The sequence below is a fragment of the Terrabacter sp. 05T424 genome, from assembly GCF_056396225.1.
This window is the reverse complement of record NZ_JBFTLB010000001.1, coordinates 830,464-855,441: the sequence shown is the minus strand read 5'-3', so window position 1 is coordinate 855,441 and position 24,978 is coordinate 830,464. Positions and strand designations below refer to the sequence as shown.

Here is a 24,978-nt window from a genome sequence, read left to right as displayed (position 1 = left end):
AGCGACGTGACGGCGTCGGCGAATTCTCGGGCGGCTGGCACGGGTCAGACCGCCGACACGGCCAAGGGGGCGACCCCTTCCTCAGGGCGTGCTCGACCCACCCGCATCGAGGGTCTCGACGGTCTCCGGGCCCTCGCCATCGCGGGAGTGCTCGTCTACCACCTCAACGCCTCGTGGCTGCCCGGCGGCTTCCTCGGTGTCGACGTCTTCTTCGTCGTGTCAGGCTTCCTCATCACGACGCTGCTCGTCCGCGAGCACCACCGCACCGGCCGCATCGCCCTGGGCCAGTTCTGGGTGCGGCGAGCCCGCCGGCTGCTTCCCGCGCTGCTCCTGTGCGTCCTGACGAGCGTGCTCATCGCACGCCTCGTCAGCCAGGACCTCCTCGTCGACGTGGGCCGCCAGATGGTCGGGGCGCTCACCTTCTCGACGAACTGGATCGAGGTCACGGCCGGCACCAGCTACTTCGACCAGACCGCCCCACAGCTGTTCATGAACTTCTGGTCCCTCGCCGTCGAGGAGCAGTTCTACCTCGCCTGGCCGCTCGTGACCCTGGCCCTGCTCGCGGTGTCGAGCCGCATCCGCGTCGGTGCGGCCCTCGCCATCGGCGCAGCCTCGACCGTGCTCATGGGCGTGCTCTTCACGCCGGGCACCGACGCGACGCGCGTCTACTACGGCACCGACACCCACGTCATGGGCCTGATGGCCGGAGCAGCTCTCGCCTTCGCGTGGGCCAGCCCGCAGCTGGCGATGTGGGTGGCCCCGTCCCGTTGGGGTCGCCCCGGCCGGTATGCCGTCCCGCTGGCCGGCGTCGTGCTGCTCGCCGAGATGGCCCTCCTGGACGAGCAGTCGTCCCTCACCTTCCGCGGTGGCATCGCCGTCGCGACGGTCGCCACCGCGGTGCTCGTCATGGGCGTCATCGAGAAGCGCCCCGACGGGGTCACAGCGCTGCAGCGCGTCGTGCGCCATCCCGCTGCCTCCTGGGTGGGGGCAAGGTCGTACTCAATCTACCTCTGGCACTGGCCGGTGCTCCTGCTCGTCGCCCTCGACAACCCGTCGGCGCCGGGCACCATGTCGCACCTGCTCACGCGCGTCTGGTGCGTGCTCGTCACCCTGGCGCTCGCCGACCTGACCTACCGCTTCGTCGAGGCGCCGTTCCGTTCGCTCGGCTTCCGTGGTGTCGCAAGCAGACTGCGCGAGGGGGCGACCTCCTTGACGCGGCGCGGCAAGCAGGTCGTGGCCGGCGTCGTGGCCGGCGTCGCCGTGGTCACCGCGGTCATCGTGCTCACCGCCCCCGACATGAGCGAGACCGCACGCATGCTCGCGGCCAACGAGGCCGCCGCCGACTCGGAAGAGCCCGTCGGCGCGCCGACGCCCGGCGCGACCGCGCAGCCGAGCCCGAAACCTGCCTCGGCGCCCGCGTCCACGCCGGCCCAACCTGCCGCGGGTGGGGCCACGGCCACCAACGCCTCCTTCACGATGCCTGCCGGGCCCGAGATCGACGCGTACGGCGACTCGATCATGGTGGGCAGCCTGCAGGCCCTGCGCTACTACTTCCCCGGCATCCGCATCGACGCGAAGTCCAACCGTCGGTGGTCCGACGGCCTCACCGAGGTCACCGCGCGGGGCGAGGCCAACCGGCGCGCGGTGGTGCTCGCGTTCGGCACCAACGCCGGCGTCGACGAGGACGCCGTCAACAAGGTGCTCGACGCACTCGGCCCGAAACGCATGGTCGTCCTCGTCAACGTCATGGGCCCCTTCGCCCGCATCGACACCGACAACGCGACGCTCGAGCTCGTGGCCCGGGGCCGCCCGAACGTCGTCGTCGCCGACTGGGCCGACGCGATCCGGGCCCACCCGGAACAGGTGCAGTCCGACCGGGTGCACCCGACCATCAAGGGCGCCCACCTGTTCTCGAAGACCGTGCGCCAGGCCATGGCCGACCTCTCGCAGCGCAGCACGGGCAAGAAGGTCGTGCTCGAGGAGCTCCCCATCCCGTGACCGACCGCCCGACAGCCGCGACGGCGAGCGACAGCCCCGGTGCCACCCGAGCGGGTGGCACGGCGACCGTCGGCATCGTGTCCCCCGGCGCCATGGGCAGCGCGCTCGGCCGAGCCTGGGCCGCCGCCGGCAACAGGGTCGTGGCCACCGTCAAGGGCCGCAGCGAGCGCACCCGCGGACTGGCCCACGGCCTCGAGCTGCTGGCCGACCTCGATGCAGTGGTGTCATCGAGTGACGTCGTGGTGAGCATCTGTCCGCCATCGGCGGCCGACCACGTGCTCGCGGCCGTCCTCGCCTCCACGGGACGCACCGGCTCCTCCCCTGTGATCCTGGAGGCCAACGCCCTGGCTCCCGACCTCGTCGAGACCCTCGCGTCACGGTCCACCGCCGCCGGCCTGACCCTCGTCGACGGGTCCGTCAGCGGCGGTCCCCCGTCACCCGACGGCGACACGATGCTCTACCTCTCCGGGCCGCGAGCCGACGTCGTCGCGTCGCTGCCCGCGCGCGGCCTCCGCCGGCGTGTGGTCGGGCCGGGCGTGGGCCAGGCGTCGGCGGTGAAGATGTGCACCGCCTCGGTCTACAAGGGGACGACGGCGATCTGGGCGCAGGCGCTGCAGTCGGCCGACGCACTCGGCGTGCTCGACGTCGTGCTCGACGACCTCCGTGAGGAGTTCCCGCAGCAGGTCGAGGGGGCCGGCCGTCGCATCGCGGTCGCCACGGCGAAGAGCGCCCGCTTCGTCGCCGAGATGGAGCACATCGCCCGCACCCAGGGCCGCGCCGGCACCTCGGTCGAGCTCTTCGAGGGCATGGCCGCCGTCTACCGGCGACTCGCCGGCACGTCCCTCGCAGCGCTGAGCCCGGAGGAGGCAGCCGCCGTCGCGGACCTGCGCGAGGTGCTGTCCCGCCTCACCTGACACCCGCGGCAGGGCCCACGAAGGGTCAGCCGACGACGATGGGGTCGCCGATGCGGATGGTGGCGTCGCCCGCGAGCGGCAGGACCGGCGTCAGCCGGATGCCGAACCACGTCGCGCCGTCCCACCTGCGGTGGCGGGCCAGGGTGCGGATCGGCTCCTTGGCGCTGCGCAGGTCGGTGCGGTCGATCGTCGTCATGACGCACCGGTCGCAGATCATCGTGGCCCGGAACGGCACCTCCCCGATGCGCACCGAGCGCCAGGTGTCCTCGGCGAACGGCTCGCCGCCCGACACGACGACGTTCGGCCGCCACCGGTCGTGACCCAGCGACGGAGCCGGCTGCTCGCCGCGCTCGATCGCCGTCTCCAGCAGCCAGTCGTTGAGGTGGGCCAGCGACGACTCCGACGTGACGTGCAACGGGGCGGCGTCGGACAGCGAGTTCCGGTCACCGTCCCGGCCGCCCATCTCGGGCCGCACCGGACGATGCGTCTCGTCGTCCTGCCACACGAGCCGCAGCGGGCGGCCGATCCGGTCGGACAACCACGTGTCGGCCTCGGCGCCCGCGGGGCGTGCGCGGTCCTGACCCGAGAACGACACGGCGACCGCCGTCGCGTCGCGGGGAGCCTCGACCTCGAGCGGCGGCGCGCCCGGGACAACCAGCCGTATGCCGTCGCCCGCAGGCTCGGCGCGCAGCGCGAGCAGCGCGTGCTCCTCGCGCGCCGTCACCTGGTTGCCGTCGAGGTCGACCACGGCCCAGCGCCGGTCGCCCTGCAGCCCCACCGCCTCGACGCGTGCCTCGTCGACGTCGACGCCGGCGAGCGACTTCACGGGGTAGGTCGTCAGCGCCGCGACGACCACGCGGTCACTCGGCGAGCCAGGCGGCATACGCGTCGAAGGTGTAAGGCCGACCGAGGAAGTCCTCGACGAGGTCGGCGGCGTCGCGCCGCCCACCCTGGGCGAGCACCTTGTCGCGGTAGGCGCCGGCGACCTCGGGGTCGAAGAGGTCACCGCGGTCGAACGCCGAGAACATGTCCTTGGCGATGACCAGCGACCACATGTACGTGTAGTACGCCGAGCTGTAGCCGTCGAGGTGCCCGAAGTGGCACTGCATGTGGGTGCCCGACAGGTACGGGAACACGGAGTATCGCGCCATCAGCTCGCGCAGCCGTGCCGTCAGGTCGTCGGTCTGGTTGACGTGGAAGTCGTAGGACAGCGCAGCGTAGAACATCTGCGTGCGCGCGTCGTAGCCCTTGCCGAAGTCATCTGCCCGGCGCATCGCCTCGACGAGGTCGGCAGGGATCGTCTCGCCCTGGGGGTTGCGCGCGAACGTCGAGAGCACGTCGGCGTCCCACGCCCACTCCTCGAGCATCTGGCTCGGTGCCTCGACGAAGTCCCACTCCGTCGCAACCCCGGAGAACCGCACCCAGTCCGTGCGTCCGGCCAGGACGTGGTGCACGAGGTGGCCGAACTCATGGAAGAGGGTGACGACCTCGTCGTGCTCCATCAGGCCGCGGTTGAAGTTGCACACCAGGACGCCCTCGGCGAGCTGGGTGCCGTTGACGCCGCGGGCGAGGTCGAACTGCGCCGCGTGCTTGTACTTGCCGTCGCGCGGGTGCAGGTCGAGGTGGATGCGGCCGAGGCGCTCGCCCTGGAAGGACACGTCGTAGGTCGCCACCTCCTCGTGCCAGGTGCGGGCGTCCTCGCGCGGCACGGGGGTCCAGTCGAGGCCGAAGAGGCGCCCCGTCACGTCGAGCAGCCCCTGGCGCACGGCCTCGAACGAGAAGTAGGTGCGAACGCGTTGGGCGTCGACGGCCAGCTGCTCCTTGCGGACGAGCTCCGCGTAGTAGCTGGTGTCGGCGCCGTCGATGTCGGTCGCGTCGGGCCGGTCCTGGCGCAGGCGCTCGAGGAGCACGGCCTTGTCGCGCTCGGCGCTCGCGGCCGACAGCTCGGTGATGCGGTCGATGAACTCGCCGATCGCCTTGCCGTTGCCGATCATCTTGACCTCGGCGTCGTAGTCGGCCCACGACTCGTAGCCGAGCAGCGAGGCGTGCTCGCGGCGCACCGCGAAGATGTCCTGGAGCACCCGGTCGTTGTCGGGCCAGGCGATCGTCAGGAACTCGGTGACGAGCTCGCGGCGGGCCTCGGCGTCGTGGGCGAAGGTGCGGAACGGCACGACGTCGGGATAGTCGGTCGTGACCGTGACGAGGCCGTCGTCGCCGACAGGGTGCGCCTCGACCCAGTCGGCGGGCATGCCGGCGAGCCGGTCGGGCGTGACCTTGATGCTGCGGACGTCCTCGCGGATGTTCTTGCTGAACTCCTGGCTCAGCAGGGTCGCGCGCTCGCTCAGCTCGCGCAGGCGGTCGCGGGTGGACTCGTCGCGGTCGACGCCCGACCGTCGGAAGTCGCGCAGGGTGCGCTCGAGCACCCGCGCGGCATCGGCGTCGAGTCCGCTGCCGTCGAGGCCCGCGAGCACGGCGTACAGCTCGGTGTCGAGCCCGAGGTCGGTGTCGAGCTTCTGCACCTCCTGCGCCACGGACTCGGCGCGGTCGCGCACCTGCTTGTCGGGGTGCACCTCGGAGAAGAGCGACCCGACCGAACCTGCGTTGGAGAGCGCCGTCTGCGCGTCGTTCCAGACGCGGAGCACCTCCAGGGGCTCCTTCGGCGGGGCCGCACGCAGGCCGTCGACAAGCGATCGGGCCAGCGCGAGCTGCTGCTCGCCGCGGGCGCCGACCCAGTCGAGCCAGTCGGACTCGAGGGGGAGGGGCAGGTGCGTGGGCTCGGTCGTCACAGACGGCACTGTATGCCGCCGGGAGCCGCTCGCGCCGGAAGGTCAGTCCCAGAGCTGCATGGACCGGCTGATGATGCCCGCGAGAGCGTCGGGATCGACCTCCCGAGGCGCCGTGGCGAGCAGGCGTTGCTGACGCAGCGAGCCCTCGACCAGGTCGGAGACGTCGCCCGGGCCGTAGCCGACGGCGGACAGGCCGTTCGGCATGCCGATGTCGCGCATGAGCTCGACGAGCACGCCGGGAAGCACGTCACGTGGTTCGACCGACCGGCCCGACCCGCCGACAGCAACGTCAGGGTCGAGCAGCCGCGCGGCGGCGAGGTGCCGCTCGGGGTCGGCCTCGAAGGTCCAGCGGAACGCCTCCGGCGCGGTGAGTGCGACGGCCATCCCGTGCGGCACCATCGGCTCGTCGGCCGGGTAGCCGTCAGGATGGAAGTCGCGTACGCGGCCGGCGACGGGGTACGCGTTGGCGTGCGGCACGTGGACGCCGGCGTTGCCGAACCCCAGCCCGGCGAAGGTCGCGGCGAGAGCCATGTCCCCGCGGGCTGACTCGTCGGACCCGTCACGCACAGCCCGACGGAACGCCTTGGCCAACAAGGCCATCGACCGTTCGGCCCAGAGGTCGGAGATGGGGTTGCTGCCGCAGTAGGGCACCCGCTCCGCGGGCTGCTTGCGGTCGTAGCTGGAGAAGGGTCGCGCCGTCCAGCTCTCGAGGGCGTGGCACAGGATGTCCATCCCCGCGCTCGCCGTGACGCCGGCGGGCTGGCTCGCCGTGAGCCTCGGGTCGACGACGGCGAGCGTCGGGCGCAGGCGCACGTGGCTGATGCCGGTCTTGACCTTGAGGTCGAGCACGTCGAGGACGCAGATCGTGGTGCTCTCGGCGCCTGTGCCGGTGGTCGTCGGCACGGCGACGAGCGGCGCGAGAGGACGGCTCGGCGCCCGACCCCCACCGACCGGCACGTTGACGTAGTCCATGAGCTCGCCGCCGTTGGTGAGGAGCAGGTCGACGGCCTTGGCGGTGTCGATGGCCGACCCGCCGCCGACGGCGACGAACCCGTCGAAGGGGCCGTCTGCGTGGGCCCGCTCGATCGCCGCGGCAAGGCTCGCATCGGTCGGTTCGACGTGCGCGGAGTCGTGCACCACGGCCTCGAGCCCGCTCGCGCGGATGGCGTCGGCCACGCGGTCGGGCCATCCCGTCGCGAGCACTCCCGCATCGGTGACCACGAGCACGCGGGTCGCGCCGAGCACTCCGAGGTCATGCCCGATCTCGTCGGCGGCACCGGTTCCGAACTTCAGCTGCGGGGCGCCGTAGGTGAAGACGGTCTCGGGGTGCACGGGCGACCAGGTCATGCGGCCCACCCTAGGGTGGAGCCCATGGCAGCGAGCCCCGTCCTCGTCGTCGGAGCTGGTCAGGCCGGCATCTCCCTCGTCACGGCCCTGCGCGAGCTCGGCGACGACTCCCCCGTCGTCCTCGTGGGCGACGAGCCGGAGTCCCCGTACGAGCGGCCTCCGCTGTCGAAGGGCTACCTGCGCGGCGAGCACGACCGGGCCTCGCTGCACTTCCACGACCCTGCCTGGTTCGCCGAGCTCGGTGTCGAGCTCGTGACGGGAGACGGGGTCGTCACCATCGAGCGCGACGCCTCCGGTGGCCGCGCCGTCACCGCCTCCGGCCGTCGTCTCGACTTCGCCCGGCTGGCGCTGACGACCGGGGCGACCAACCGCTCGCTCCGCATCGAGGGCGCCGACCTCGACGGAGTGCACTCGGTGCGCAGGCTGGCCGACGCCGACCGCCTTGCCGCGGAGCTCCGCAGCCACAACCGGCTCGTCGTGGTGGGTGGCGGCTTCATCGGGCTCGAGGTGGCGGCCGGGGCTCGCGCACGCGGCGCCGACGTCACCGTCGTCGAGACCGCCGACCGGCTGCTCGGGCGCGCCGCCACGACGACGCTGTCGGACTTCGTGCGCGAGGCCCATGGGCGCCGCGGAACGCGAATCCTGCTCAATGCCAATGCGATCCGACTCCTCGGCCGAAACGGCCGAATCAGTGGCGTCGCGCTGGCCGACGGGTCGACGCTCCCGGCCGACGTCGTCGTCGTCGGCATCGGCGCCGTGCCTCGCACCGACCTGGCCGACCAGCTCGGCCTCGCCGTCGACCCGTCGGGCATCGTCGTCGACGAGCACGCTCGCGCCTCCGACGGGCTCACCGTTGCTGCAGGCGACTGCGCCGTGGGCCCGAACCCCTTCAGCAGGGGGCTTTCCGGACCGACCCGGCTCGAGAGCGTGCCGCACGCGACCGACCAGGCGCGCGCGGCTGCCGCGACGCTGGCAGGCCGCCCGACGGCATACGCGACGGTGCCGTGGTTCTGGAGCGACCAGGGCGACCTGAGACTGCAGATGGCCGGGCTGCCCCACGGCGCCGACCAGGAGGTCGTGCGCGGCGACGTTGCGGCAGAACGGTTCTCGGTGCTCAGCTACCGGGACGGCCTGCTGCTGGCCGTCGAGTCGGTCGGGAGCAGCGCCGACTACCTCGCCGTGAAGAGGGCGCTCGAGAAGGGTATGACGATCGGAGCAGCCGCTGTCACGGATCTCGCTGTGCCGCTCAAGCGGCTGATCACGCCCGCGCACGACACCTGACCGCGGTGACGGGCGGGGCCAGACGGCCTGCGATAGCGTGAAATATCGCCCAACGAAGGGACTGATCGCATGCATGCAATGGCCGGAGTGCCCGCCGCGGACACCCTCATCAGCGCCAACGCCGTCGACTACCTGATCATCGCGCTCTACTTCGTCTTCGTCCTGGGCATCGGGGTGATGGCCAGACGGGCGGTCTCCGACTCGATCGACTTCTTCCTCTCGGGCCGCTCGCTGCCGGCCTGGGTCACCGGCCTCGCCTTCATCTCGGCGAACCTCGGCGCCGTCGAGATCATGGGGATGTCGGCCAACGGAGCCGAGCTCGGGATCTCGACGGTGCACTACTTCTGGGTCGGCGCCATCCCCGCCATGCTCTTCCTCGGCGTGGTGATGATGCCCTTCTACTACGGCTCGAAGGTGCGCTCGGTCCCCGAGTTCATGTTCCGGCGCTTCGGCACCGGGGCCCATCTCGTCAACGCGCTCAGCTTCGCCCTCGCGCAGCTGCTCATCGCGGGCGTCAACCTCTACCTGCTGGGCTCGATCGTGCACGCCCTGCTCGGCTGGCCACTCTGGGTGGCGCTGCTCGTCGCCGCCGCCATCGTGCTGTCCTACATCACCCTCGGCGGGCTCTCGGCGGCGATCTACAACGAAGTGCTCCAGTTCTTCGTCATCGTCGCCGCACTGCTGCCGCTCACGCTCATCGGCCTGCACCGCGTCGGCGGCTACCAGGGCCTCAAGGACAAGATCACCGAGTTCGCCTCCTCGCCCGCCGCGGCGGCGGCGAAGGTGCCGTCGGCCGAGCAGCAGCTGAACTCGTGGCCCGGCGAGGCCCTTTCGGGCTTCACCTCACCGTTCTGGTCGGTCGTCGGCATCGTCTTCGGCCTCGGCTTCGTGCTCTCGTTCGGCTACTGGACGACGAACTTCGTCGAGGTCCAGCGCGCCATGGCCTCGAACTCGATCTCGGCCGCACGCAAGACGCCGATCATCGGCTCGTTCCCGAAGATGTTCGTGCCCTTCATCGTGATCCTCCCGGGCATGATCGCCGCGGTGCTCGTCAAGGAGATCGGTGAGCTCAAGGCAGGCGGCACGCCACCGGGCGGAGCGTCCGGCGAGGGCGTGAAGTACAACGACTCGCTGCTGCTGCTGATGCGCGACGTGCTGCCCAACGGCCTGCTCGGCGTCGCCATCGCCGGCCTGCTGGCGGCGTTCATGGCCGGCATGGCGGCCAACATCTCGGCGTTCAACACCGTCTTCAGCTACGACCTGTGGCAGCGCTACATCCGCAAGGACCACAGCGACGACTACTACCTGCGCATCGGCCGCCTGGCCACCGTCCTGGCGACCGTCATCGCCATCTTCACGGCCATCGTGGCGAGCTCGTTCAGCAACGTCATGGACTACCTCCAGACGCTCTTCGGCTTCTTCAACGCACCGCTGTTCGCCACGTTCATCCTCGGCATGTTCTGGAAGCGGATGACACCGACCGCCGGCTGGGTCGGCCTCTCGGCCGGCACCCTGTCGGCCGTCCTGGTCGCCTTCCTCACGAAGGACGCCTTCGGCAGCGTCAGCCGAGGCGTCATCCCGCTCGAGGGCCAAGGGGCCGCGTTCGTGGCGGCCTCCGCCGCCTTCGTCGTCGACATCCTGCTCAGCGTCGTCGTGTCACTCGTGACCCAGCCCAAGCCGGCGTCCGAGCTGCGCGGCCTCGTCTACAGCGAGACACCCAGGAAGGACCTGGTCGACCCGATGGAGCACCGCCTGCCGTGGTTCCGGCGCACGCTCCCACTGGCTGGCATCTCGCTGGTCCTCGTCACCATCCTCAACTTCTTGTTCTGACAGGAGCAGCGACATGAGCCAGCACGAGATCGACGCCCCTGCCCCCGACGGCGCACCGAAGGGGCGGCACACCGCCGGCGCCTTCGACATCCGCAACTTCATCGGCGCCCTGCTCGGCCTCTACGGGGTGATCCTCACCCTGATGGGGCTGATCGGCGACAAAGGGCTGGACAAGACGGGCGGCATCAACGCCAACCTCTATGCCGGCATCGCCTTGCTCGTCGTCAGCGCCGCGTTCATCGCGTGGGCGCGCCTCAAGCCCATCGTCGTCCCCGACGACGTCGAGCCCGTGCAGGACGACCCGACCCGTCCTGCCCCGAAGCGCCGCCCCGGCGGTCACTGACCGTTCCACCCACCACCTCGAGGCCCGTCCCCCGCCCAGCGGTCAGGACGGGCTTCGGCGTCGAGGGCGTGGCTGGCAGACGGGGCAGGAGAAGGACGAGCGGTTCATGAAGTGCTCGCGGCGCATGGTCGTGCCGCAGCGGTCGCACGGAGTTCCCGCCCGGCCGTACGCGTGCAGTGAGCGGTCGAAGTAGCCGCTCGCCCCGTTGACGTTGACGTAGAGGGAGTCGAAGCTCGTGCCGCCCTGGCCGAGCGCCTCCGTCATGACGTCGCGCGCGTGGTCGAGCAGACGCGAGAGCGTCGGCTTCGAAAGCGTCGAGCAGATCCGCTCGCCGTGCAGCTTCGCGCGCCACAGCGCCTCGTCGGCGTAGATGTTGCCGATGCCGGAGACGAGTGACTGGTCGAGCAGCGCCCGTTTGACGGCGCTGTCGCGCTGCTTCATCCGGCGCACGACGGCGGGCTGGTCGTAGACAGCCTCGAAGGGGTCGGGAGCGATGTGCGCCACGGACTCGGGGATGCCGTCGGTCCGCAACGGCGAGAGCGCCAGCCCCCCGAACGTGCGCTGGTCGACGAAGCGCAGCTGCGGCCCGTCGTCGGCGAAGTCGAGCTGGGCATGACAGTGCTTCTCCAGGGGCGCCTCGGCCGGCTCGACGAGCATCTGGCCGCTCATGCCGAGGTGCACGATCAGCGCGTCCTCACCGTCGAGCGCGAGCCAGAGGTACTTGCCGCGCCGCGCGGCGGCAGTGACCGTCACGTCGTGCAGGCGGGCCGCGAGATCCTCGGGCCCGGCGTCGTGGCGCCGCGCCACCCGCACCCCGGTGATCCGGGCACGCATGACGTGACGTCCGACGACGTGGTCCTCGAGGCCGCGCCGCACGACCTCGACCTCGGGGAGCTCGGGCACCGGCGGCTCAGGACCCGGTCGGGCCTGCGGCCTGTGCGGCGGCCGGTGCGGTCGCCTCGGGTGACGTGCGGCGTCCGTCGAGCGTGTGCCAGGCCTGCTTGGCGGCCTTCTGCTCGGCTTCCTTCTTGGAGCGTCCGCGGCCCTCGCCCAGGACCTCCTCGCCCACGACGACGCGGGCGTGGAACTCCTTCTCGTGGTCGGGCCCCTGCTCGCCGACGCGGTACTCGGGTGACCCGAGCGCCGAACCGGCAGCCATCTCCTGCAGGCTCGTCTTCCAGTCGAGGCCGGCGCCGAGAGTGGCGGCCTCCTCGATGAGCGGGTCGAAGTGGTGGTGCACGAACCGCGCCGCGTCGTCGATGTCGGTCGAGAGGAAGACCGTCCCGATGAGGGCCTCGAGCGTGTCGGCCAGGATCGAGGCCTTGTCACGCCCGCCGGTCGCCTCCTCGCCCTTGCCCAGCATGACGTACTCGCCGAGGTGGAAGGTGCGCGCGACCTCTGCGAGGGCCCGCATGTTGACGACGGCGGCCCGCAGCTTGGCGAGCTGGCCCTCGGCGAGGTCGGGGTGCTCGCGGTAGAGCGTCTCGGTGACGACGACACCCAGCACCGAGTCGCCGAGGAACTCCAGGCGCTCGTTGTTGGGCAGCCCGCCGTTCTCGTAGGCGTACGACCGGTGCGTCAGGGCACGCAGGAGCAGCGGCTCGTCGATGTCCTGGCCGACCACCTCGTGGAGGTGGGCGATCAGAGCATCGACGGGCCGCTGCGGCGCCATCGGAACACCCCCAGACCCAAGGCCGTTCACGGGGCTGCTCACGGGGTGCTCAGGCCTGGTGCTCGGTGCGCTCGGCGACGGCGTAGTGACGGCCCTTGTACGTGCCGCACGAGGGGCACGCGATGTGCGGCTGGGCAGCCGCACCGCACTGGGGGCACGTGGTCAGCGTGGTCGGCGTTGCCTTCCAGTTCGCACGACGCGAACGGGTGTTGGAGCGCGACATCTTCCGCTTCGGGACAGCCACGTCAGTTCCTCTTCTCTTGCGGGTCGTCCGCCAGCAGTCCGCTGAGGGACGACCACCTCGGGTCGATCAGTTCATGATGATGGTCCGGGTCCTCCGCGAGGTGCATCCCACACTCGGAACACAACCCCGGGCAGTCCTGCCGGCACACCGGTTGGAACGGCAGCGTCGGCACGACAGCGTCCCGGAGCACGGGCTCGAGGTCGATGAGGTCACCGACGAGCTCGTGCACCTCGTCCTCGTCCGAGTCGGCTCCCACCTCGTGGTGGTGCGCCGCCCGGTCGGCGTAGGCGAACAGCTCCTGGAAGGCCCCGTCGACATCGAGCTCGACAGGATCCAGGCACCGCACGCAGGCGCCGGTCGCCTTGGCATCGACCGAACCCGTGACGAGAACTCCTTCGACCACGGACTCGAGTCGCACCTCGACCTGGACCGGCTGACCGGCCTTGATCGAGATGACGTCGGTTCCGAGGTCGCCGGGCAACGTCACCGAGCGCGAGAGCTCCAACATCGTGCCCGGTCGCCTGTTGAGCTCCCTGGTGTCGAGCACCAGAGGAGAACGGGGATCGGGACGGGTCATGGCTCCTGCGCACAGTAGAGGGTTCGGCCCGCGCCAAGACGGACGTGGACCGACCTCCAAGGCTACTAGAGGGGCGCCGTGCGCCCAAATCAGCCGAGTTTGTCGCGGAGGGCGGCCAGCACCACGTCTGGCACCATCCCGCTGACGTCGCCGCCGAAGCGTACGACCTCCTTGATCAGCGAGCTGGAGACGTGCTGGAGCGTGGGGTCGGCGGCGATGAAGAGCGTCTCGACCCCGGTGAGGTGGTGGTTCATGTGGGCCATGGGCAGCTCATAGGCGAAGTCGGTGCCGCCGCGGAGCCCCTTGACCATGCTGGTGGCCCCCACCTCGCGACAGACGTCGACGACGAGGGTGCCGGCCCAGGCGCTCACCCGCACGTTGGGCAGGTGGCCGAGGCTCTCTTCGATGAGCTCGGTGCGCTCCTCGACCCTGAACGTGCCCTGCTTGCCGGGGTTGTGCAGGATCGCGACGACGACCTCGTCGAAGAGCCGGCTCGCTCGCGTCACCACGTCGACGTGGCCGTTCGTGATGGGGTCGTAGGACCCGGGGCAGACACAGCGGCGCACTTCGCTCGTCACGCGCCCAACCTACCGTCGGCGTACGTCGTCGGTGACCTCACGCCACGACATCCGTGGGAGGCGGTTCGGCGAACCACACGGCCGTCTCGCCGTAGCGTTTCTCCCCCGACAGCTCCAGGCCGTCGGGCCAGGTCGGCTGCGGCGACCTCGACGAGCGCTCGACGACGACGAAGGCGTCGGGGGCGAGCCAGTGCCGCTCGACGAGGGCCTCGAGCACGGCGGCCAGGGACTCCTCCGTGACGTCGTAGGGCGGATCGAGCAGGACGAGGTCCATGCGGACGCCGCCGGGCGGACCGGCCGCCAGCGCTCTCTCGACCGTGTCGGCGAGGAGGCGCACGCCCTCGTGGCCCACGACGGCGATGTTGGCACGGATGACCTTGGCGGCTGCCTTGTGCGACTCGACGAGCAGCACGAGCCCCGCGCCACGACTGGCGGCCTCGAGTCCCAGCGCCCCGGACCCGGCGTAGAGGTCGAGCACGTTCGTGCCCTCGAGCAGGCCCCGGTGCTCGAGCCGGCTGAAGAGCGCCTCACGGACGCGGTCGGAGGTGGGCCGCGTCGAGGAGCCCGGCGGGGTCTGCAGGCGTCGGCCGCCGGCGGCGCCGCTGATGATGCGCGTCACGTCAGCCCCGCTCGAGCCATGCAGCCTGCTCGTCGTCGAGCCGCATGGCGACGGCGGCCGCCAGGGCCGGGTGGGTGCGCAGGGACGGGTCGTCGGCCACCAGCGCGAAGGCGTCCTCACGCGCGTCGGCGATGATCTGCTCGTCCTCGAGCCGGCCGAGGCGCAGGTGGCGCACGGAGCTGGCTCGTCCGCTCTGACGGGCACCGAGCACGTCGCCCTCGCGCCGCAGCAGCAGGTCGGCCCGGGCCAGCTCGAAGCCGTCGGTGGTCGCGGCGACCTGGTCGAGACGTTCCGCGGCCCGCTCGCCCGGGTCGCGTGTCATCAGCAGGCAGAGGCCCGGCACCGAGCCACGGCCGACGCGGCCGCGCAGCTGGTGCAGCTGGGAGATGCCGAAGCGGTCGGCGTCGACGACGACCATGACGGAGGCGTTGGGCACGTCGACCCCGACCTCGATGACGGTCGTCGCGACGAGGACGTCGATCTCGCCGGCCGCGAAGGCGCGCATCGTCGCGTCCTTGGCGTCGGGGTCGAGGCGCCCGTGCAGCACCCCGAGCCGCACGCCGTCGAGGGCCGAGGTGGCCTGGAGCGTGCTGAGCATCGCGTAGACGCCGGTGAGCTCGCGCTCGGGCCCGGCGGCGGGGTCACGGCCGGCGCCCTCGTCGTCGTCCCAGTCGTCCCAGCCGGCGTCCTCGTCAGAGGTGTCGGCAGCGCCACCCGCGTCGGTGGCGCCGTCGTCGTCGACGTCGCCGATGCGCGGACAGACGACGTACGCCTGGTGGCCCTTGGCGACCTCCTCGGCCACCCGCTGCCAGGTGCGGTCGACCCAGCCCGGCTTGTCGGCGTCGACGACGTGGGTCGTGATCGGCGACCGGCCCTTCGGCAGCTCGCGCAGGGTGGAGGTCTCCATGTCGCCGAAGACGGTCATCGCGACGGTGCGTGGGATCGGCGTGGCCGTCATGACGAGCACGTGCGGTGGACGCAGGCCCTTCTCGCGAAGGGCATCGCGCTGCTCGACACCGAAGCGGTGCTGCTCGTCGACGACGACGAGAGCGAGGTCGGCGAACTGGACGTGCTTCTGGATGAGGGCGTGGGTGCCGACGACGATGCCGGCCTCGCCCGACGCCGCGGCGAGCAGGGCCTTGCGACGGGCGGCGGCGCCCTGGCTGCCGGTGAGCAGCGCCACCGTCGTGCCGTGGTCGGCGCCCCCGAGCATGCCGCCGAGGGCGAGCTCGCCGAGCATCGCCGAGATCGACCGGTGGTGCTGCGCGGCGAGCACCTCGGTGGGGGCGAGCAGGGCCGCCTGGCCACCGGCGTCGATCGCCGCGAGCATCGCGCGCAGCGCCACGACCGTCTTGCCCGAGCCGACCTCACCCTGCAGGAGACGATGCATCGGCCGCTCCGACGCGAGCTCGGTGGCGAGCACCTTGCCGACCTCCTGCTGCCCGGCCGTGAGCTCGAACGGCAACCGCGCGTCGAAGGCGGCGAGCAGGCCACCCGGCCGGGGCAGGCGCGGCGTCGCGAGCTCGGCCTCTGCCGCCTTGCGCCGCTGGGCGAGGATCGTCTGCAGGACGAACGCCTCGTCGTACTTGAGGCGGTCGAGCCCCCGAGACGGTGTGTCGTCGAGCGACGGTCGGTGGACGAGCTCGAGCGCGGCGGCACGGTCGAGCAGACCGCGCGAACGGCGTACGTCCTCGGGGACGGGCTCGCGGACGCGGTCGACGGAGTCGAGCGCCTGGTGCATCAGGCGCCGCAGCTTGAGGGAGTTGAGCTTGCCGGTGGTCGAGTAGACAGGCACTCGGTGGGTCCGGTACCACTCGACGGTCGCCTCGCCCTGCTCGTCGTCGTCGAAGAGCTCGTACTCCGGGTGGGTCAGCTGGAGCCGCCGGCCGTAGGCCCCGATCTGGCCCACKAAGAGTCCGCGCACCCCCGGCAGCAGCTTCTTCTCGTGGCCGTAGGCGCTGAAGAACGTCACGTCCAGCTCGTTGCCGTGGTCGTCGCCGATGACGACGGTGAGCATCTTGCCGCGACGGTTGCGCATCGGGCGGGTCGTGGCCGTGCGGACCTCGGCGACCACGAGGACGTCCTCGCCGACGTGCAGCGACGACAGGTCGGTGAGCTGGCCCGGCCGCACGTAGCGGCGCGGTGCGAACTCGAACAGGTCGCCGACGCTCTGCAGACCCTTCGTCTTCGCGAGCTGGGCGGCGTCGGGTTTGGTGAGCAGCTTGGTGAGCGGCGAGTCCTCGGTGAGCGCGGGCACGGCCTCACTCCACCCCGAGCAGCACGGAGTAGACCGCCTGCCCGCCGTCGATGAGGGACACCTCGATGCCGTGGTGGGCCGAACGCGCCTCGCGCGTGACCGCGTCGAGCAGGCCGCCGGGGGCGTCGACGCCGGCGACCACGGTGACGAGCTCTCCCCCGCTCGCGAGCAGCCGGTGCACGACCTCGCGCGCGACGACCAGCTCGTCCGAGCCGACGATGACGACGTCGCCGTCGACGACGCCGAGCACGTCGCCCGGCTCGCACGGACCTCCGCTCGTGAGGGCCGCCCGGTTGGCCACCGTGACCGCCCCGTGGCGGGTCGCGGACGCCGCCGCCTGCATCGCCAGCACGTTGGCTGCCGCGGCCGCCGTCGGCTCGAAGACCGCGAGCGCAGCGATGCCCTGGACGGCGGTGCGCACGTGGACCAGGTGGGCCTCGAGGCCCTCGTCGGCGACTGCTCGGACCGCGGCTGCGGCGGCCAGCAGCGTGTCGCCGTCGTTGGGCAGCACGACGACGCCAGAGGCCCCCCGCACGTGCTGCTCGCGGATCGCGTCGATGAGGCCGCCCGTCGAAGCGCGACGACCGGGGCCTGAGCGCACCACGACGGCTCCGGCCTCCTCGAAGAGCCCCTCGAGCCCCTCGCCGGCGGCGCAGGCCACGATGGCGGTGCCGGTGCCCCGGCTCGTCGCGGCCTGCTCGGCGCGGGCGTGGCGAGCAGCCCGCGCCCCGAGGCCGTGGTCGTCGGTGAGGGCCGTGATGCGGACGCGGTGCGGGCGGCCGGCCTCGATGCCGGCCTCGACGGCCGCCCCGGCATCGTCGACGTGCGCGTGGACGTTCCACTCGCCGTCGCCACCCACGACGAGCACCGAGTCGCCGAGCTCGACGAGGCGGGCGCGCAGCACGTCGACGGCGGCGTCGTCGGAGTCGCGCAAGAGATACATGACCTCGAAATCCGGGACGTCGTGCGACGCGGCCTCCTCGGACGGTCGCGCCGCGCTCAGCGCCGCGCTCGGGGCATCGGGCCGTAGCCGCGTACGCCGTTCTCCGTCGCCCTCGCCGTGGGCGCGCTGACCGGCGCAGACCCGTTCGAGGCACTCGAGCAGCACGACGAGCCCGGCCCCGCCCGCGTCGACGACGCCGGCCCGGGCCAGCACCTCCAGCTGCTCGGGCGTGCGCTCCAGCGCCTCGCGCGCGGCCTCGACGGCCGCGAGGGCCACGACATGCACGCCGACGTCGCCGACGGACTGCGCCTGCGAGGTGTGCGTCGGGGCGGCCGGTCGGGTGCCCGCTCGCGATCCCGAGGTCGAGGAGGTCGAGGAGGTCGCCGCCTCGGCCATGGCTCGGGCCACCGTCAGGATCGTGCCCTCCTTCGGGTCGGTGACGGCCTGCCGGGCTCGCGCCTCGGCGTGCCGCAGCCCCTCGGCGAGCGACGCGCCGTCGATCTCGGCCGACCCCGAGCAGCCCTCGGCGAGGCCGCGTGCGAGCTGGCTGAGGATGACGCCAGAGTTGCCCCGGGCCGTCCACAGCAGGTGCTTCGCGAAGACAGCGAGCAGCTCGTCGGCCGACGACACCTCTGCGGTGGCGAGGGTGCGCTCGACCGCGCCGTCGAACGTGAGGTAGAGGTTGGTGCCGGTGTCGCCGTCGGGCACGGGGAACACGTTGAGGGCGTCGATCTCGGCGCGTCGGGCGGCGAAGAGCGAGCGGGTCAGGACGGCCCATCGACGAACGGCCACGAGGTCGAGCACGGTGAGCGGCCCGTCGGGCGGCGGCGCGTCGCCGGGCATCGGACCTCCTGCTCGTCGTGCTGGGGAATCGGGCTCGCCGATGCTCGGCAGGCTAGCGCCTCGCCCGGACGGTCGCATGCACGGCTACGTTGGGCGCTGTGTCGAGCGCGTCCAACGCCCACCACCGCAAGTCGTGGCCCGCTGCCCCGGCCGGCTTCTACGAGGTCGAGGCGGCCGGTCTTCGCTGGCTCGCGGAGGCGGAGCCCCTCGGCGGCGCCCGCGTCGTTCCCGTGAGGGGGGTAGGTGCCGACCACATCGACCTCGCCCGGCTGCACCCCGCCCGGCCCACCCTCGAGGTCGCCGAGGCGCTCGGCCGGGGCCTGGCGGTGACGCACCGGACGGGCGCGCCCGCCTTCGGGTCCCCTCCAGCCGGTTGGACCGGTGACGCGTGGATCGGGCGGCAGGCGCAGCCGAACGAGCCGACGCCGACGTGGGGGCTGTTCTACGCGGAGCAGCGGGTGCGGCCCTTCGTGCGCCGGGCGGTGGACCGTGGGCACCTCGACCCGTCAGGCGCACGTGTGGTCGAGCGGGTCTGCGACCGTCTGGCGTCCGGCCACTTCGACGACGACCGACCACCTGCACGCATCCACGGTGACCTCTGGTCCGGCAACGTCGTCTTCACGGCCGACGCGGCGGTCCTCATCGACCCGGCCGCGCACGGCGGGCACGGCCTGACCGACCTGGCGATGCTGGCCCTCTTCGGCTGCCCCGGGCTGCACCGGATCGGGGCCGCCTACGAGGAGGCGGCCGGCCTTGCGCCGGGCTGGCGCGAGCTCATCGAGCTGCACCAGCTCCACCCCCTCGCGACGCACGCGTCGTCCCACGGCTCCGCGTATGCCGTCCAGCTCGTCGACACCGCACGGACGTTCGCGTGAGGGTGAGCCGCGAACCGTCCCCTTTCTCCGGTCGCGGGCCGTCCGAAGCCCGGGTCCGTTCCGGGCGTCGCAGCCGTTTTGTCGTCCGGGCGAGTCGTCGGCTACTCTTTACCGGTTCCCCCCGTGCACTTCGGGGTGACGCGCGCCCTCGTGTGCGTCGGCCTCGATTCAGCGGTGGAGCTCAGCACTTCGTCAACATCGAATTTCAGGAGATACCCGTGGCTGCCAACTGCGACGTCTGCGGCAAGGGACCGAGCTTCGGTCACAACATCTCGCACTCGCACCGCCGCACCAAGCGCCGCTGGAACCCCAACATCCAGCGCGTTCGGACGCTGGTGGACGGTGTGACGCCGAAGCGACTCAACGTCTGCACCTCCTGCCTCAAGGCAGGCAAGGTCGTTCGCTGAACGTCCCTCACCAAACGCTGAAGGCCGGTCCCCTCGGGGGCCGGTCTTTTTCGTGCCCTCGCAACCCCGCTGGGTGGAGGTGACTTCTCGCGACCCGACGCGACGGCATACCTCGACCGCTGCTCAGGCGTCGCGGAAGTGGTCCCACCCCGTGTGGCTGACCGCCCGGCCGTCGACGAGGATCGCCGGTCGCTCGCTCTCCCCCGGCGCCCGCACGACCCCGATGGTGCGCCAACCGTCCGGCAGCACGCCGGCCGGGAACGTGGCGATCAGGGAGTGCTCCTCACCGCCCGCCAGGACGCAGTCGAGCGCCACCTCCGCACCGAGGACATCGGCCAGGGCGGCCACGTCTGTGGCGAGGGCAGCGGCGGCGACGTCGATGACGACGCCGCTCGCGCGAGCGATGCGGCCGCCGTCACGCAGCAACCCGTCGCTGAGGTCGAGCATCGAGGTCGCACCCGCAGCAGCGGCCTCGGGACCGGCCGCGAGCGGCGGCTCGGGACGCCTCTGGTGGGCGACCGCCCGGGGCATTCGGTCGGCTGCATCGGCGCGGAGCAGCCGCAGGCCGGCGTCGGCCAGGCCGAGCGACCCGCAGACAGCCAGGACGTCGCCGTCACGGGCCCCCGACCGCAGCACCGGCTCGCCGTCGAGACGGCCGAGGGCCGTGACCGAGACCATCACGACACCGGCCGGCGCCGAGGACAGGTCTCCTCCGAGCACGGCCACCCCGGCGTCCGCGCACGCCGCGGCGAGACCCGCCACGTGGTCGAGCACCCACTCGAGCGACAGCTCCGGATCGGCGACGAGGGTCACGAGGACGCCGGTCGGGTGTCCGCCCATCGCGGCGACGTCGGCGAGGTTCTGGGCGATGACCTTGTGGCCGACGTCGGCCCCCGACGACCACGCGTCGAGCCAGTCGCGCCCGAGCACGACCGTGTCGGTGGTCGCGATGGTGCGCTCCGACGTGCGCAGCACGGCAGCGTCGTCACCCGGCGCGACGAGCAGCTCGTCGGTCGCCCGGAAGTTCGGCAGGATCCTCCCGAGCAGCTCGTCCTCGTCGAGAGATCGCAGCGGCGTGCCGCCCGTCATCATCGGCCCGCGCTCTGACCGCTGCCCGTTCGGCACGGATCACACAACCTTTCGGTGGACGGCCGTTCGAGGGCCCGGTTTCCATGGGACGCGAGGCCCCATGGCAAGGTAGCGTCAGGGCACGGTCGCAGTCACACTGAGGCCTGCCGTTCAGCTCGGCCGTTCCGGCGTCGCGCCGTCGCGGCCGTCCATCGATCGACACACAGTGAGGTGACACGTGGTCCAGGCGTACATCCTGATTCAGACCGAGGTCGGCAAGGCCGCGAGCGTGGCGGAGCAGATCGCCGGCATCTCGGGCGTGACCCTCGCCGAGGACGTCACCGGCCCCTACGACGTCATCGCCCGGGTCGAGGCGTCCAACGTCGACGACCTCGGCCGGCTCGTCATCGCCAAGCTCCAGGACGTCCCGGGCATCACGCGCACGCTCACCTGCACCGTCGTGCACGTCTGAGGCTCGACCCTCTGACCAGACACCGGTTCGCGACGACGGCGGCGCTCCTGGGCGCCGCCGTCGTGCTGTCCGCCTGCACCCGCGCACCCGAGGTGGCTCTCGCCCCGCAGGGGTCCGCGCCGGTCTGCGCCTCGGCGAAGTGGCCGAGCGACGTCAGTGGACACTCCCGTGTCGCCACCCAGCCAAACGACGGCTCGGTGGCCGCATGGGGCGACCCCGCGGTCATCGCCCGCTGTGGGCTGGACCCGCTCGGCCCCACGACCGATGACTGCGTGACGGTCGACGGCGTCGACTGGGTGGTGCGCCCGCTCAGTGACGGGTCCGCGGCCACGACGTACGGGCGCGACCCCTCGATAGAGGTGCTCGCCCCCCGGGCCTACGGCGCGGTGCCACTCCTGCTCCCCGCGTTCACCGCGGTCGCCAAGACCCTCCCCGAGACCGGGCGTCACTGCAGCTGAGGGCGTATGCCGTCGGAAAGTGGGCACTCGACCTGAGCCGCCCGGCCCGCCACGAGCAGACGAGTGCTCACTTCCCGACGCGTCGGAAAGTGGGCACTCGACCAGAACGGGCCATCGAGTGCCAAGTTCCCGACGGGCTGGCTCAGCGCAGGCCGGTGCGCCGCTCGAGGGCGAGCGAGAGCAGCTCGTCGATGAGGTCGGGGTAGGCGAGACCGGAGGCCGCCCACATCCGCGGGTACATCGACGTCGGGGTGAACCCGGGCATCGTGTTGATCTCGTTGATGAGGAGGCGGCCGTCGTCGGTGTAGAAGCAGTCGACGCGCGCGAGCCCCTCGCAGCCGAGCGACTCGAAGGCCTCGGCGGCGAGGCGCTGCACCTCCTTGGAGATCTCCTCGGGCACGCCGGCGGGGCAGCTGAGGTCGACGTCGGCCTCGGCGAGGTACTTGGCCTCGAAGTCGTAGAAGGCGTGGTTGTCGTGGACCTGGATCTCGCCGACCTCCGACGTGCGCGGACCAGAGGTGCCATGGCCCTCGAGCACGGCGCACTCGATCTCGCGACCGGCGATGCCGGCCTCGACGATCACCTTGGGGTCGTGCGCACGGGCGACCTCGATGGCCGCCTCGAGGTCGGCGGGGTCGTCGACGCGGGTGATGCCCATCGACGAGCCGGCGCGTGCGGGCTTGACGAACAGCGGGTAGGCCAGACCGGCGCAGGCGTCCATCGCGGCCGCCTTGTCGGAGCGCCAGGCGCGGTCGGTGACGACGGCATACGGGCCGACCGGGAGGCCGTGGCCGGCGAAGACCACCTTCATGTAGTGCTTGTCCATGCCTGCGGCCGAGGCGAAGACGCCGGAGCCGACGTAGCGCACGTCGGAGAGGTCGAGGAAGCCCTGCAGCGTTCCGTCCTCGCCGAACGGGCCGTGCAGCAGCGGGAAGACGACGTCGACCTGGCCGAGCTCGCGCGGCGGCTGGCCCGACTCGAGCACCGTGAGCGACGTCTCGCGCGTCGACAGCGGCAGCACGACGTGGGCGGGGCTCGCCTCGACCTCGGGTGTGCGGCCCGCGGTCAGCTCGAACCGGCTGGGGTCGTCGGCCGCGAGGACCCACTGGCCGTCGCGTGAGATGCCGATCGGCACGACGTCGTACTTGCTGCGGTCGATGGCGCGCAGCACGCCGGCCGCGGTCGCGCAGGAGACGGCGTGCTCGGAGGAGCGACCCCCGAAGACGATGGCGACGCGGGGGCGGCTCTGCTGCTCGGGCTGGGGCTGGTCCGTGGTCATCAGTCGAGACTCTATCCCGACCTCCGAGGGCCGCTCGTACGCTGAACGGGTGGCCACCGAAGCGGATTCGCAGCACCTGCACGTCGACACCTTCGTCGTGGCGGCCGGACGACCCGAGCGCTCCCCCGGGTCGTCGGCGAACGTCCCGGTGGAGCTGACGTCGACGTATGCCGCTGACGGTGACGTCAACTACGCCCGCTCCGGCAACCCCACGTGGAACGCCTTCGAGGAGGCCCTCGGCGGCCTCGAGGGCGGACGCGCGCTCGTGCACGCGTCCGGAATGGGCGCCATCTCGGCTGCGCTCTCGCTGCTGCCCCACGGCGGCACCGTCGTGGCACCTGACACCACCTACAACGGCACCGGTGACCTTCTCGTCGCCCACGAGAAGAGCGGCGGAACGGTCGTCCGCGTGCACGCCACCGACACCGCCGGCTTCCTTGCCGCGCTGGAGTCGGCCGACCTGCTCTGGGTCGAGTCGCCGACGAACCCCCTCATGGACGTCACGGAGCTCGACGTCGTGCTCGGACGGGCGCGCGAGCTCGGCGTGACCAGCGTCGTCGACAACACCTTGTCGACCCCCTTGCTGTGCCGGCCGCTCTCGCTCGGTGCCGACGTCGTCGTGCACTCGGTGACGAAGTACCTCTCGGGCCACAGCGACGTCGTGCTGGGCGCCACGGTGGTGGCCGACACCGCGCGTGGGCGCTCCATCGGCGAGCGCCTGCAGCGGCACCGCACGCTGCACGGCGCGATCGCCGGTCCGCTCGAGGTGTTTCTCGCCCTGCGCGGGCTGCGCACGCTGTCGGTCCGCTTCGAGCGGGCGAGCGCCTCTGCGGCCCAGCTCGCCCGTCGTCTCGCCGACCACCCGGGCGTCGACCGCGTGCGATACCCCGGGGTCGGCGCGATCCTGTCGATCGACGTGGCCGGCGACGCCGAGGCCGCCGAGCGGGTGTGCAGCGCCACGCGGCTGTGGCTTCACTCGACGAGCCTCGGCGGCGTCGAGTCCCAGGTCGAGCGGCGGCGTCGCCACCCTTCGGAGTCCGAGCAGGTGCCGACCAACCTGCTTCGCCTCTCGGTCGGCATCGAGCACGTCGACGACCTGTGGGCCGACCTCGACCAGGCGCTGCGAACCGTCTGACTCCTGTCGCGGGCCTGCGAGGATGAGGGCATGGAACGTGTGCTCGGCATCGGCGGCCACTTCGTGCGAGCCGAGGACCCCACTGCACTGCGCGACTGGTACCGCGACTGCCTCGGGCTGGAGACCGACCCGCACGGTCTGTGGCAGCAGGATGCCGGCCCGACGGTCTTCGCGGCGTTCGAGGCCGACACCGACTACTTCGGGTCCCGTCAGCAGCAGACCATGCTGAACTTCCGCGTGCGCGACCTCGACGCGATGCTCGCCCAGCTGCGGGCCAGGGGCGCTGCGGTGGACGACGAGACGCAGGAGATGGACGGCGTGGGCCGGTTCGGCTGGGTCACCGACCCCGAGGGCACCCGCATCGAGCTCTGGCAGCCGAGCTGACGGTCGCTGGGGGTGGCCGAGGGTTGCTGCTGAGGGTTACTGCCCGACGCGTCCGTCGATGCACTCGCGCAGCAGGTCGGCGTGGCCGCAGTGCCTCGCGTACTCCTCGATCCGGTGCACCATGAGCTCACGCACGGCGATCTGGTTCCGACCGAGGCGCTCGCCGAGATCGGGGTGGGCCGCGAGCGCGGCGTCCGTCTCGGCCTGCTCTCGCGCCAGGTCGGCGTAGGCCCCGTCGACGACCGCCTGCTCGGCGACGGCGCCGTCGAAGTCGCGGTCAGTGCTGCTGTCGGTGTCGGGGTACAGCTTCGGCAGCGGTGCGTCGAGGCTGGTCCAGCCGCGCCAGTCGCGCTCGACCTCCGCGAGGTGCCGAACCAGGCCGAGCAGCGACATCGACGACGGCGGCACGGACCGTGTGGCCAGCTGTTCCGCGTCGAGCCCCTCGCACTTCATCAGGAGGGTGAGGCGGTAGTCCCTGAGGTAGTCCTGCAGGGTCGCGAGCTCGCCGTCGGGACTCGACCCGTCGCTGTTGCGGGGGTCGTCGTCGGGGTCGGTCCACATGTCGGGGTAGACGGTGGCGCTGGTCCATCGGGTGGGAGGCTCGCTCATCCCGCCATGCTGGCGCGCCCGGCTCGTCGAGGCCACCGGGTTTCCGACCGGGCGGAGTC

The 24,978-nt window shown here is 71.9% G+C and carries 25 protein-coding genes; 11 read left to right on the top strand and 14 right to left on the bottom strand.

The window, feature by feature from the left end:
• The first annotated feature begins 6 nt into the window (after positions 1 to 6).
• Positions 7 to 1,998, top strand: coding sequence for an acyltransferase family protein (locus AC1DE0_RS03975; protein ID WP_478097328.1), 1,992 nt, complete (start codon positions 7 to 9; stop codon positions 1,996 to 1,998).
• A complete protein-coding gene (locus AC1DE0_RS03970; protein ID WP_478097326.1) occupies positions 1,995 to 2,912 on the top strand; it encodes an NAD(P)-dependent oxidoreductase in 918 nt (305 codons plus the stop codon). The genes AC1DE0_RS03975 and AC1DE0_RS03970 overlap by 4 nt, the downstream gene beginning before the upstream one ends.
• A gap of 25 nt (positions 2,913 to 2,937) precedes the next feature.
• Here AC1DE0_RS03970 and AC1DE0_RS03965 read toward each other — a convergent pair whose 3' ends face one another.
• Genes AC1DE0_RS03965 through AC1DE0_RS03955 form a run of 3 tightly spaced genes read right to left on the bottom strand, consistent with a single transcriptional unit; the run spans position 2,938 to position 7,045 of the window.
• The gene (locus tag AC1DE0_RS03965) at positions 2,938 to 3,768 is read right to left on the bottom strand and encodes an MOSC domain-containing protein (RefSeq protein ID WP_478097324.1); all 831 of its coding nucleotides are present in this window, start codon (positions 3,766 to 3,768) and stop codon (positions 2,938 to 2,940) included.
• A gap of 4 nt (positions 3,769 to 3,772) precedes the next feature.
• Positions 3,773 to 5,698, bottom strand: coding sequence for a M3 family metallopeptidase (locus AC1DE0_RS03960; RefSeq protein WP_478097322.1), 1,926 nt, complete (start codon positions 5,696 to 5,698; stop codon positions 3,773 to 3,775).
• 42 nt (positions 5,699 to 5,740) lie between these two features.
• Positions 5,741 to 7,045 (bottom strand): hydroxyacid-oxoacid transhydrogenase, encoded by a 1,305-nt coding sequence (locus AC1DE0_RS03955; RefSeq protein ID WP_478097319.1) that lies wholly within the window; start codon positions 7,043 to 7,045, stop codon positions 5,741 to 5,743.
• 24 nt (positions 7,046 to 7,069) lie between these two features.
• Here AC1DE0_RS03955 and AC1DE0_RS03950 point away from each other — a divergent pair, with 24 nt between their 5' ends.
• The 3 genes from AC1DE0_RS03950 (at position 7,070) to AC1DE0_RS03940 (ending at position 10,499) form a co-directional block, all read left to right on the top strand.
• On the top strand, positions 7,070 to 8,326 hold the full coding sequence (locus AC1DE0_RS03950; protein ID WP_478097317.1) for an NAD(P)/FAD-dependent oxidoreductase: 1,257 nt from the start codon (positions 7,070 to 7,072) through the stop codon (positions 8,324 to 8,326).
• Between the two features lie 69 nt (positions 8,327 to 8,395).
• A complete protein-coding gene (locus tag AC1DE0_RS03945) occupies positions 8,396 to 10,156 on the top strand; it encodes a sodium:solute symporter family protein (RefSeq protein ID WP_478097315.1) in 1,761 nt (586 codons plus the stop codon).
• Positions 10,157 to 10,169: 13 nt separating this feature from the next.
• Entirely contained in the window at positions 10,170 to 10,499 is a 330-nt protein-coding gene (locus AC1DE0_RS03940) for a hypothetical protein (protein WP_478097313.1), read from the top strand.
• A gap of 42 nt (positions 10,500 to 10,541) precedes the next feature.
• Here AC1DE0_RS03940 and mutM read toward each other — a convergent pair whose 3' ends face one another.
• From mutM to AC1DE0_RS03900, 8 genes are all read right to left on the bottom strand, one after another.
• Positions 10,542 to 11,402, bottom strand: coding sequence for a bifunctional DNA-formamidopyrimidine glycosylase/DNA-(apurinic or apyrimidinic site) lyase (gene mutM / locus AC1DE0_RS03935; RefSeq protein WP_478097311.1), 861 nt, complete (start codon positions 11,400 to 11,402; stop codon positions 10,542 to 10,544).
• Positions 11,403 to 11,409: 7 nt separating this feature from the next.
• Entirely contained in the window at positions 11,410 to 12,171 is a 762-nt protein-coding gene (rnc, locus tag AC1DE0_RS03930; RefSeq protein WP_478097309.1) for a ribonuclease III, read from the bottom strand.
• 49 nt (positions 12,172 to 12,220) lie between these two features.
• The gene (gene rpmF / locus AC1DE0_RS03925; RefSeq protein ID WP_045191645.1) at positions 12,221 to 12,415 is read right to left on the bottom strand and encodes a 50S ribosomal protein L32; all 195 of its coding nucleotides are present in this window, start codon (positions 12,413 to 12,415) and stop codon (positions 12,221 to 12,223) included.
• Between the two features lies 1 nt (position 12,416).
• Positions 12,417 to 12,992, bottom strand: a complete 576-nt coding sequence (locus tag AC1DE0_RS03920) for a YceD family protein (RefSeq protein ID WP_478097306.1) — start codon at positions 12,990 to 12,992, stop codon at positions 12,417 to 12,419.
• Between the two features lie 89 nt (positions 12,993 to 13,081).
• The gene (coaD, locus tag AC1DE0_RS03915) at positions 13,082 to 13,570 is read right to left on the bottom strand and encodes a pantetheine-phosphate adenylyltransferase (protein WP_478097304.1); all 489 of its coding nucleotides are present in this window, start codon (positions 13,568 to 13,570) and stop codon (positions 13,082 to 13,084) included.
• 37 nt (positions 13,571 to 13,607) lie between these two features.
• Positions 13,608 to 14,189, bottom strand: coding sequence for a 16S rRNA (guanine(966)-N(2))-methyltransferase RsmD (gene rsmD, locus AC1DE0_RS03910; protein WP_478097302.1), 582 nt, complete (start codon positions 14,187 to 14,189; stop codon positions 13,608 to 13,610).
• Between the two features lies 1 nt (position 14,190).
• On the bottom strand, positions 14,191 to 16,446 hold the full coding sequence (locus AC1DE0_RS03905; RefSeq protein WP_478097300.1) for an ATP-dependent DNA helicase RecG: 2,256 nt from the start codon (positions 16,444 to 16,446) through the stop codon (positions 14,191 to 14,193).
• A gap of 4 nt (positions 16,447 to 16,450) precedes the next feature.
• Positions 16,451 to 18,232: a DAK2 domain-containing protein gene (locus AC1DE0_RS03900; protein ID WP_478097298.1), complete on the bottom strand. Its 1,782-nt coding sequence runs from the start codon at positions 18,230 to 18,232 to the stop codon at positions 16,451 to 16,453.
• An 89-nt stretch (positions 18,233 to 18,321) separates the two neighbouring features.
• Here AC1DE0_RS03900 and AC1DE0_RS03895 point away from each other — a divergent pair, with 89 nt between their 5' ends.
• Both AC1DE0_RS03895 and rpmB read left to right on the top strand, forming a co-directional pair.
• A complete protein-coding gene (locus tag AC1DE0_RS03895; protein WP_478097296.1) occupies positions 18,322 to 19,107 on the top strand; it encodes a fructosamine kinase family protein in 786 nt (261 codons plus the stop codon).
• 218 nt (positions 19,108 to 19,325) lie between these two features.
• The gene (rpmB, locus tag AC1DE0_RS03890; RefSeq protein WP_020142801.1) at positions 19,326 to 19,514 is read left to right on the top strand and encodes a 50S ribosomal protein L28; all 189 of its coding nucleotides are present in this window, start codon (positions 19,326 to 19,328) and stop codon (positions 19,512 to 19,514) included.
• 123 nt (positions 19,515 to 19,637) lie between these two features.
• Here the strand turns inward: rpmB and thiL are convergent, their stop codons facing one another.
• Entirely contained in the window at positions 19,638 to 20,606 is a 969-nt protein-coding gene (gene thiL / locus AC1DE0_RS03885) for a thiamine-phosphate kinase (protein WP_478097758.1), read from the bottom strand.
• Between the two features lie 214 nt (positions 20,607 to 20,820).
• Between thiL and AC1DE0_RS03880 the strand changes: the two genes are divergently transcribed.
• Entirely contained in the window at positions 20,821 to 21,054 is a 234-nt protein-coding gene (locus AC1DE0_RS03880) for an Lrp/AsnC family transcriptional regulator (protein ID WP_030146698.1), read from the top strand.
• 62 nt (positions 21,055 to 21,116) lie between these two features.
• On the top strand, positions 21,117 to 21,512 hold the full coding sequence (locus AC1DE0_RS03875; RefSeq protein WP_478097294.1) for a hypothetical protein: 396 nt from the start codon (positions 21,117 to 21,119) through the stop codon (positions 21,510 to 21,512).
• 142 nt (positions 21,513 to 21,654) lie between these two features.
• On the opposite strand, the gene AC1DE0_RS03870 is transcribed toward AC1DE0_RS03875, so the two are convergent.
• Positions 21,655 to 22,791 (bottom strand): D-alanine--D-alanine ligase family protein, encoded by a 1,137-nt coding sequence (locus AC1DE0_RS03870; RefSeq protein WP_478097292.1) that lies wholly within the window; start codon positions 22,789 to 22,791, stop codon positions 21,655 to 21,657.
• 49 nt (positions 22,792 to 22,840) lie between these two features.
• On the opposite strand from AC1DE0_RS03870, the gene AC1DE0_RS03865 reads away from it, so the two are divergent.
• The gene (locus AC1DE0_RS03865) at positions 22,841 to 23,926 is read left to right on the top strand and encodes a trans-sulfuration enzyme family protein (protein ID WP_478097290.1); all 1,086 of its coding nucleotides are present in this window, start codon (positions 22,841 to 22,843) and stop codon (positions 23,924 to 23,926) included.
• 30 nt (positions 23,927 to 23,956) lie between these two features.
• On the top strand, positions 23,957 to 24,310 hold the full coding sequence (locus AC1DE0_RS03860; protein ID WP_478097288.1) for a VOC family protein: 354 nt from the start codon (positions 23,957 to 23,959) through the stop codon (positions 24,308 to 24,310).
• Between the two features lie 36 nt (positions 24,311 to 24,346).
• Here the strand turns inward: AC1DE0_RS03860 and AC1DE0_RS03855 are convergent, their stop codons facing one another.
• Positions 24,347 to 24,919 (bottom strand): DinB family protein, encoded by a 573-nt coding sequence (locus AC1DE0_RS03855; RefSeq protein WP_478097286.1) that lies wholly within the window; start codon positions 24,917 to 24,919, stop codon positions 24,347 to 24,349.
• Between the last annotated feature and the right edge of the window lie 59 nt (positions 24,920 to 24,978).

Coding starts and splice junctions, on each gene's coding strand:
- AC1DE0_RS03955 (WP_478097319.1), bottom strand. CDS start 7,045: ATGACCTGGTCGCCCGTGCACCCCGAGACCGTCTTCACCTACGGCGCC.
- AC1DE0_RS03950 (WP_478097317.1), top strand. CDS start 7,070: ATGGCAGCGAGCCCCGTCCTCGTCGTCGGAGCTGGTCAGGCCGGCATC.
- AC1DE0_RS03945 (WP_478097315.1), top strand. CDS start 8,396: ATGCATGCAATGGCCGGAGTGCCCGCCGCGGACACCCTCATCAGCGCC.
- AC1DE0_RS03940 (WP_478097313.1), top strand. CDS start 10,170: ATGAGCCAGCACGAGATCGACGCCCCTGCCCCCGACGGCGCACCGAAG.
- rnc (WP_478097309.1), bottom strand. CDS start 12,171: ATGGCGCCGCAGCGGCCCGTCGATGCTCTGATCGCCCACCTCCACGAG.
- AC1DE0_RS03920 (WP_478097306.1), bottom strand. CDS start 12,992: ATGACCCGTCCCGATCCCCGTTCTCCTCTGGTGCTCGACACCAGGGAG.
- AC1DE0_RS03900 (WP_478097298.1), bottom strand. CDS start 18,232: ATGCCCGGCGACGCGCCGCCGCCCGACGGGCCGCTCACCGTGCTCGAC.
- thiL (WP_478097758.1), bottom strand. CDS start 20,606: ATGATGACGGGCGGCACGCCGCTGCGATCTCTCGACGAGGACGAGCTG.
- AC1DE0_RS03870 (WP_478097292.1), bottom strand. CDS start 22,791: ATGACCACGGACCAGCCCCAGCCCGAGCAGCAGAGCCGCCCCCGCGTC.
- AC1DE0_RS03860 (WP_478097288.1), top strand. CDS start 23,957: ATGGAACGTGTGCTCGGCATCGGCGGCCACTTCGTGCGAGCCGAGGAC.
- AC1DE0_RS03855 (WP_478097286.1), bottom strand. CDS start 24,919: ATGAGCGAGCCTCCCACCCGATGGACCAGCGCCACCGTCTACCCCGAC.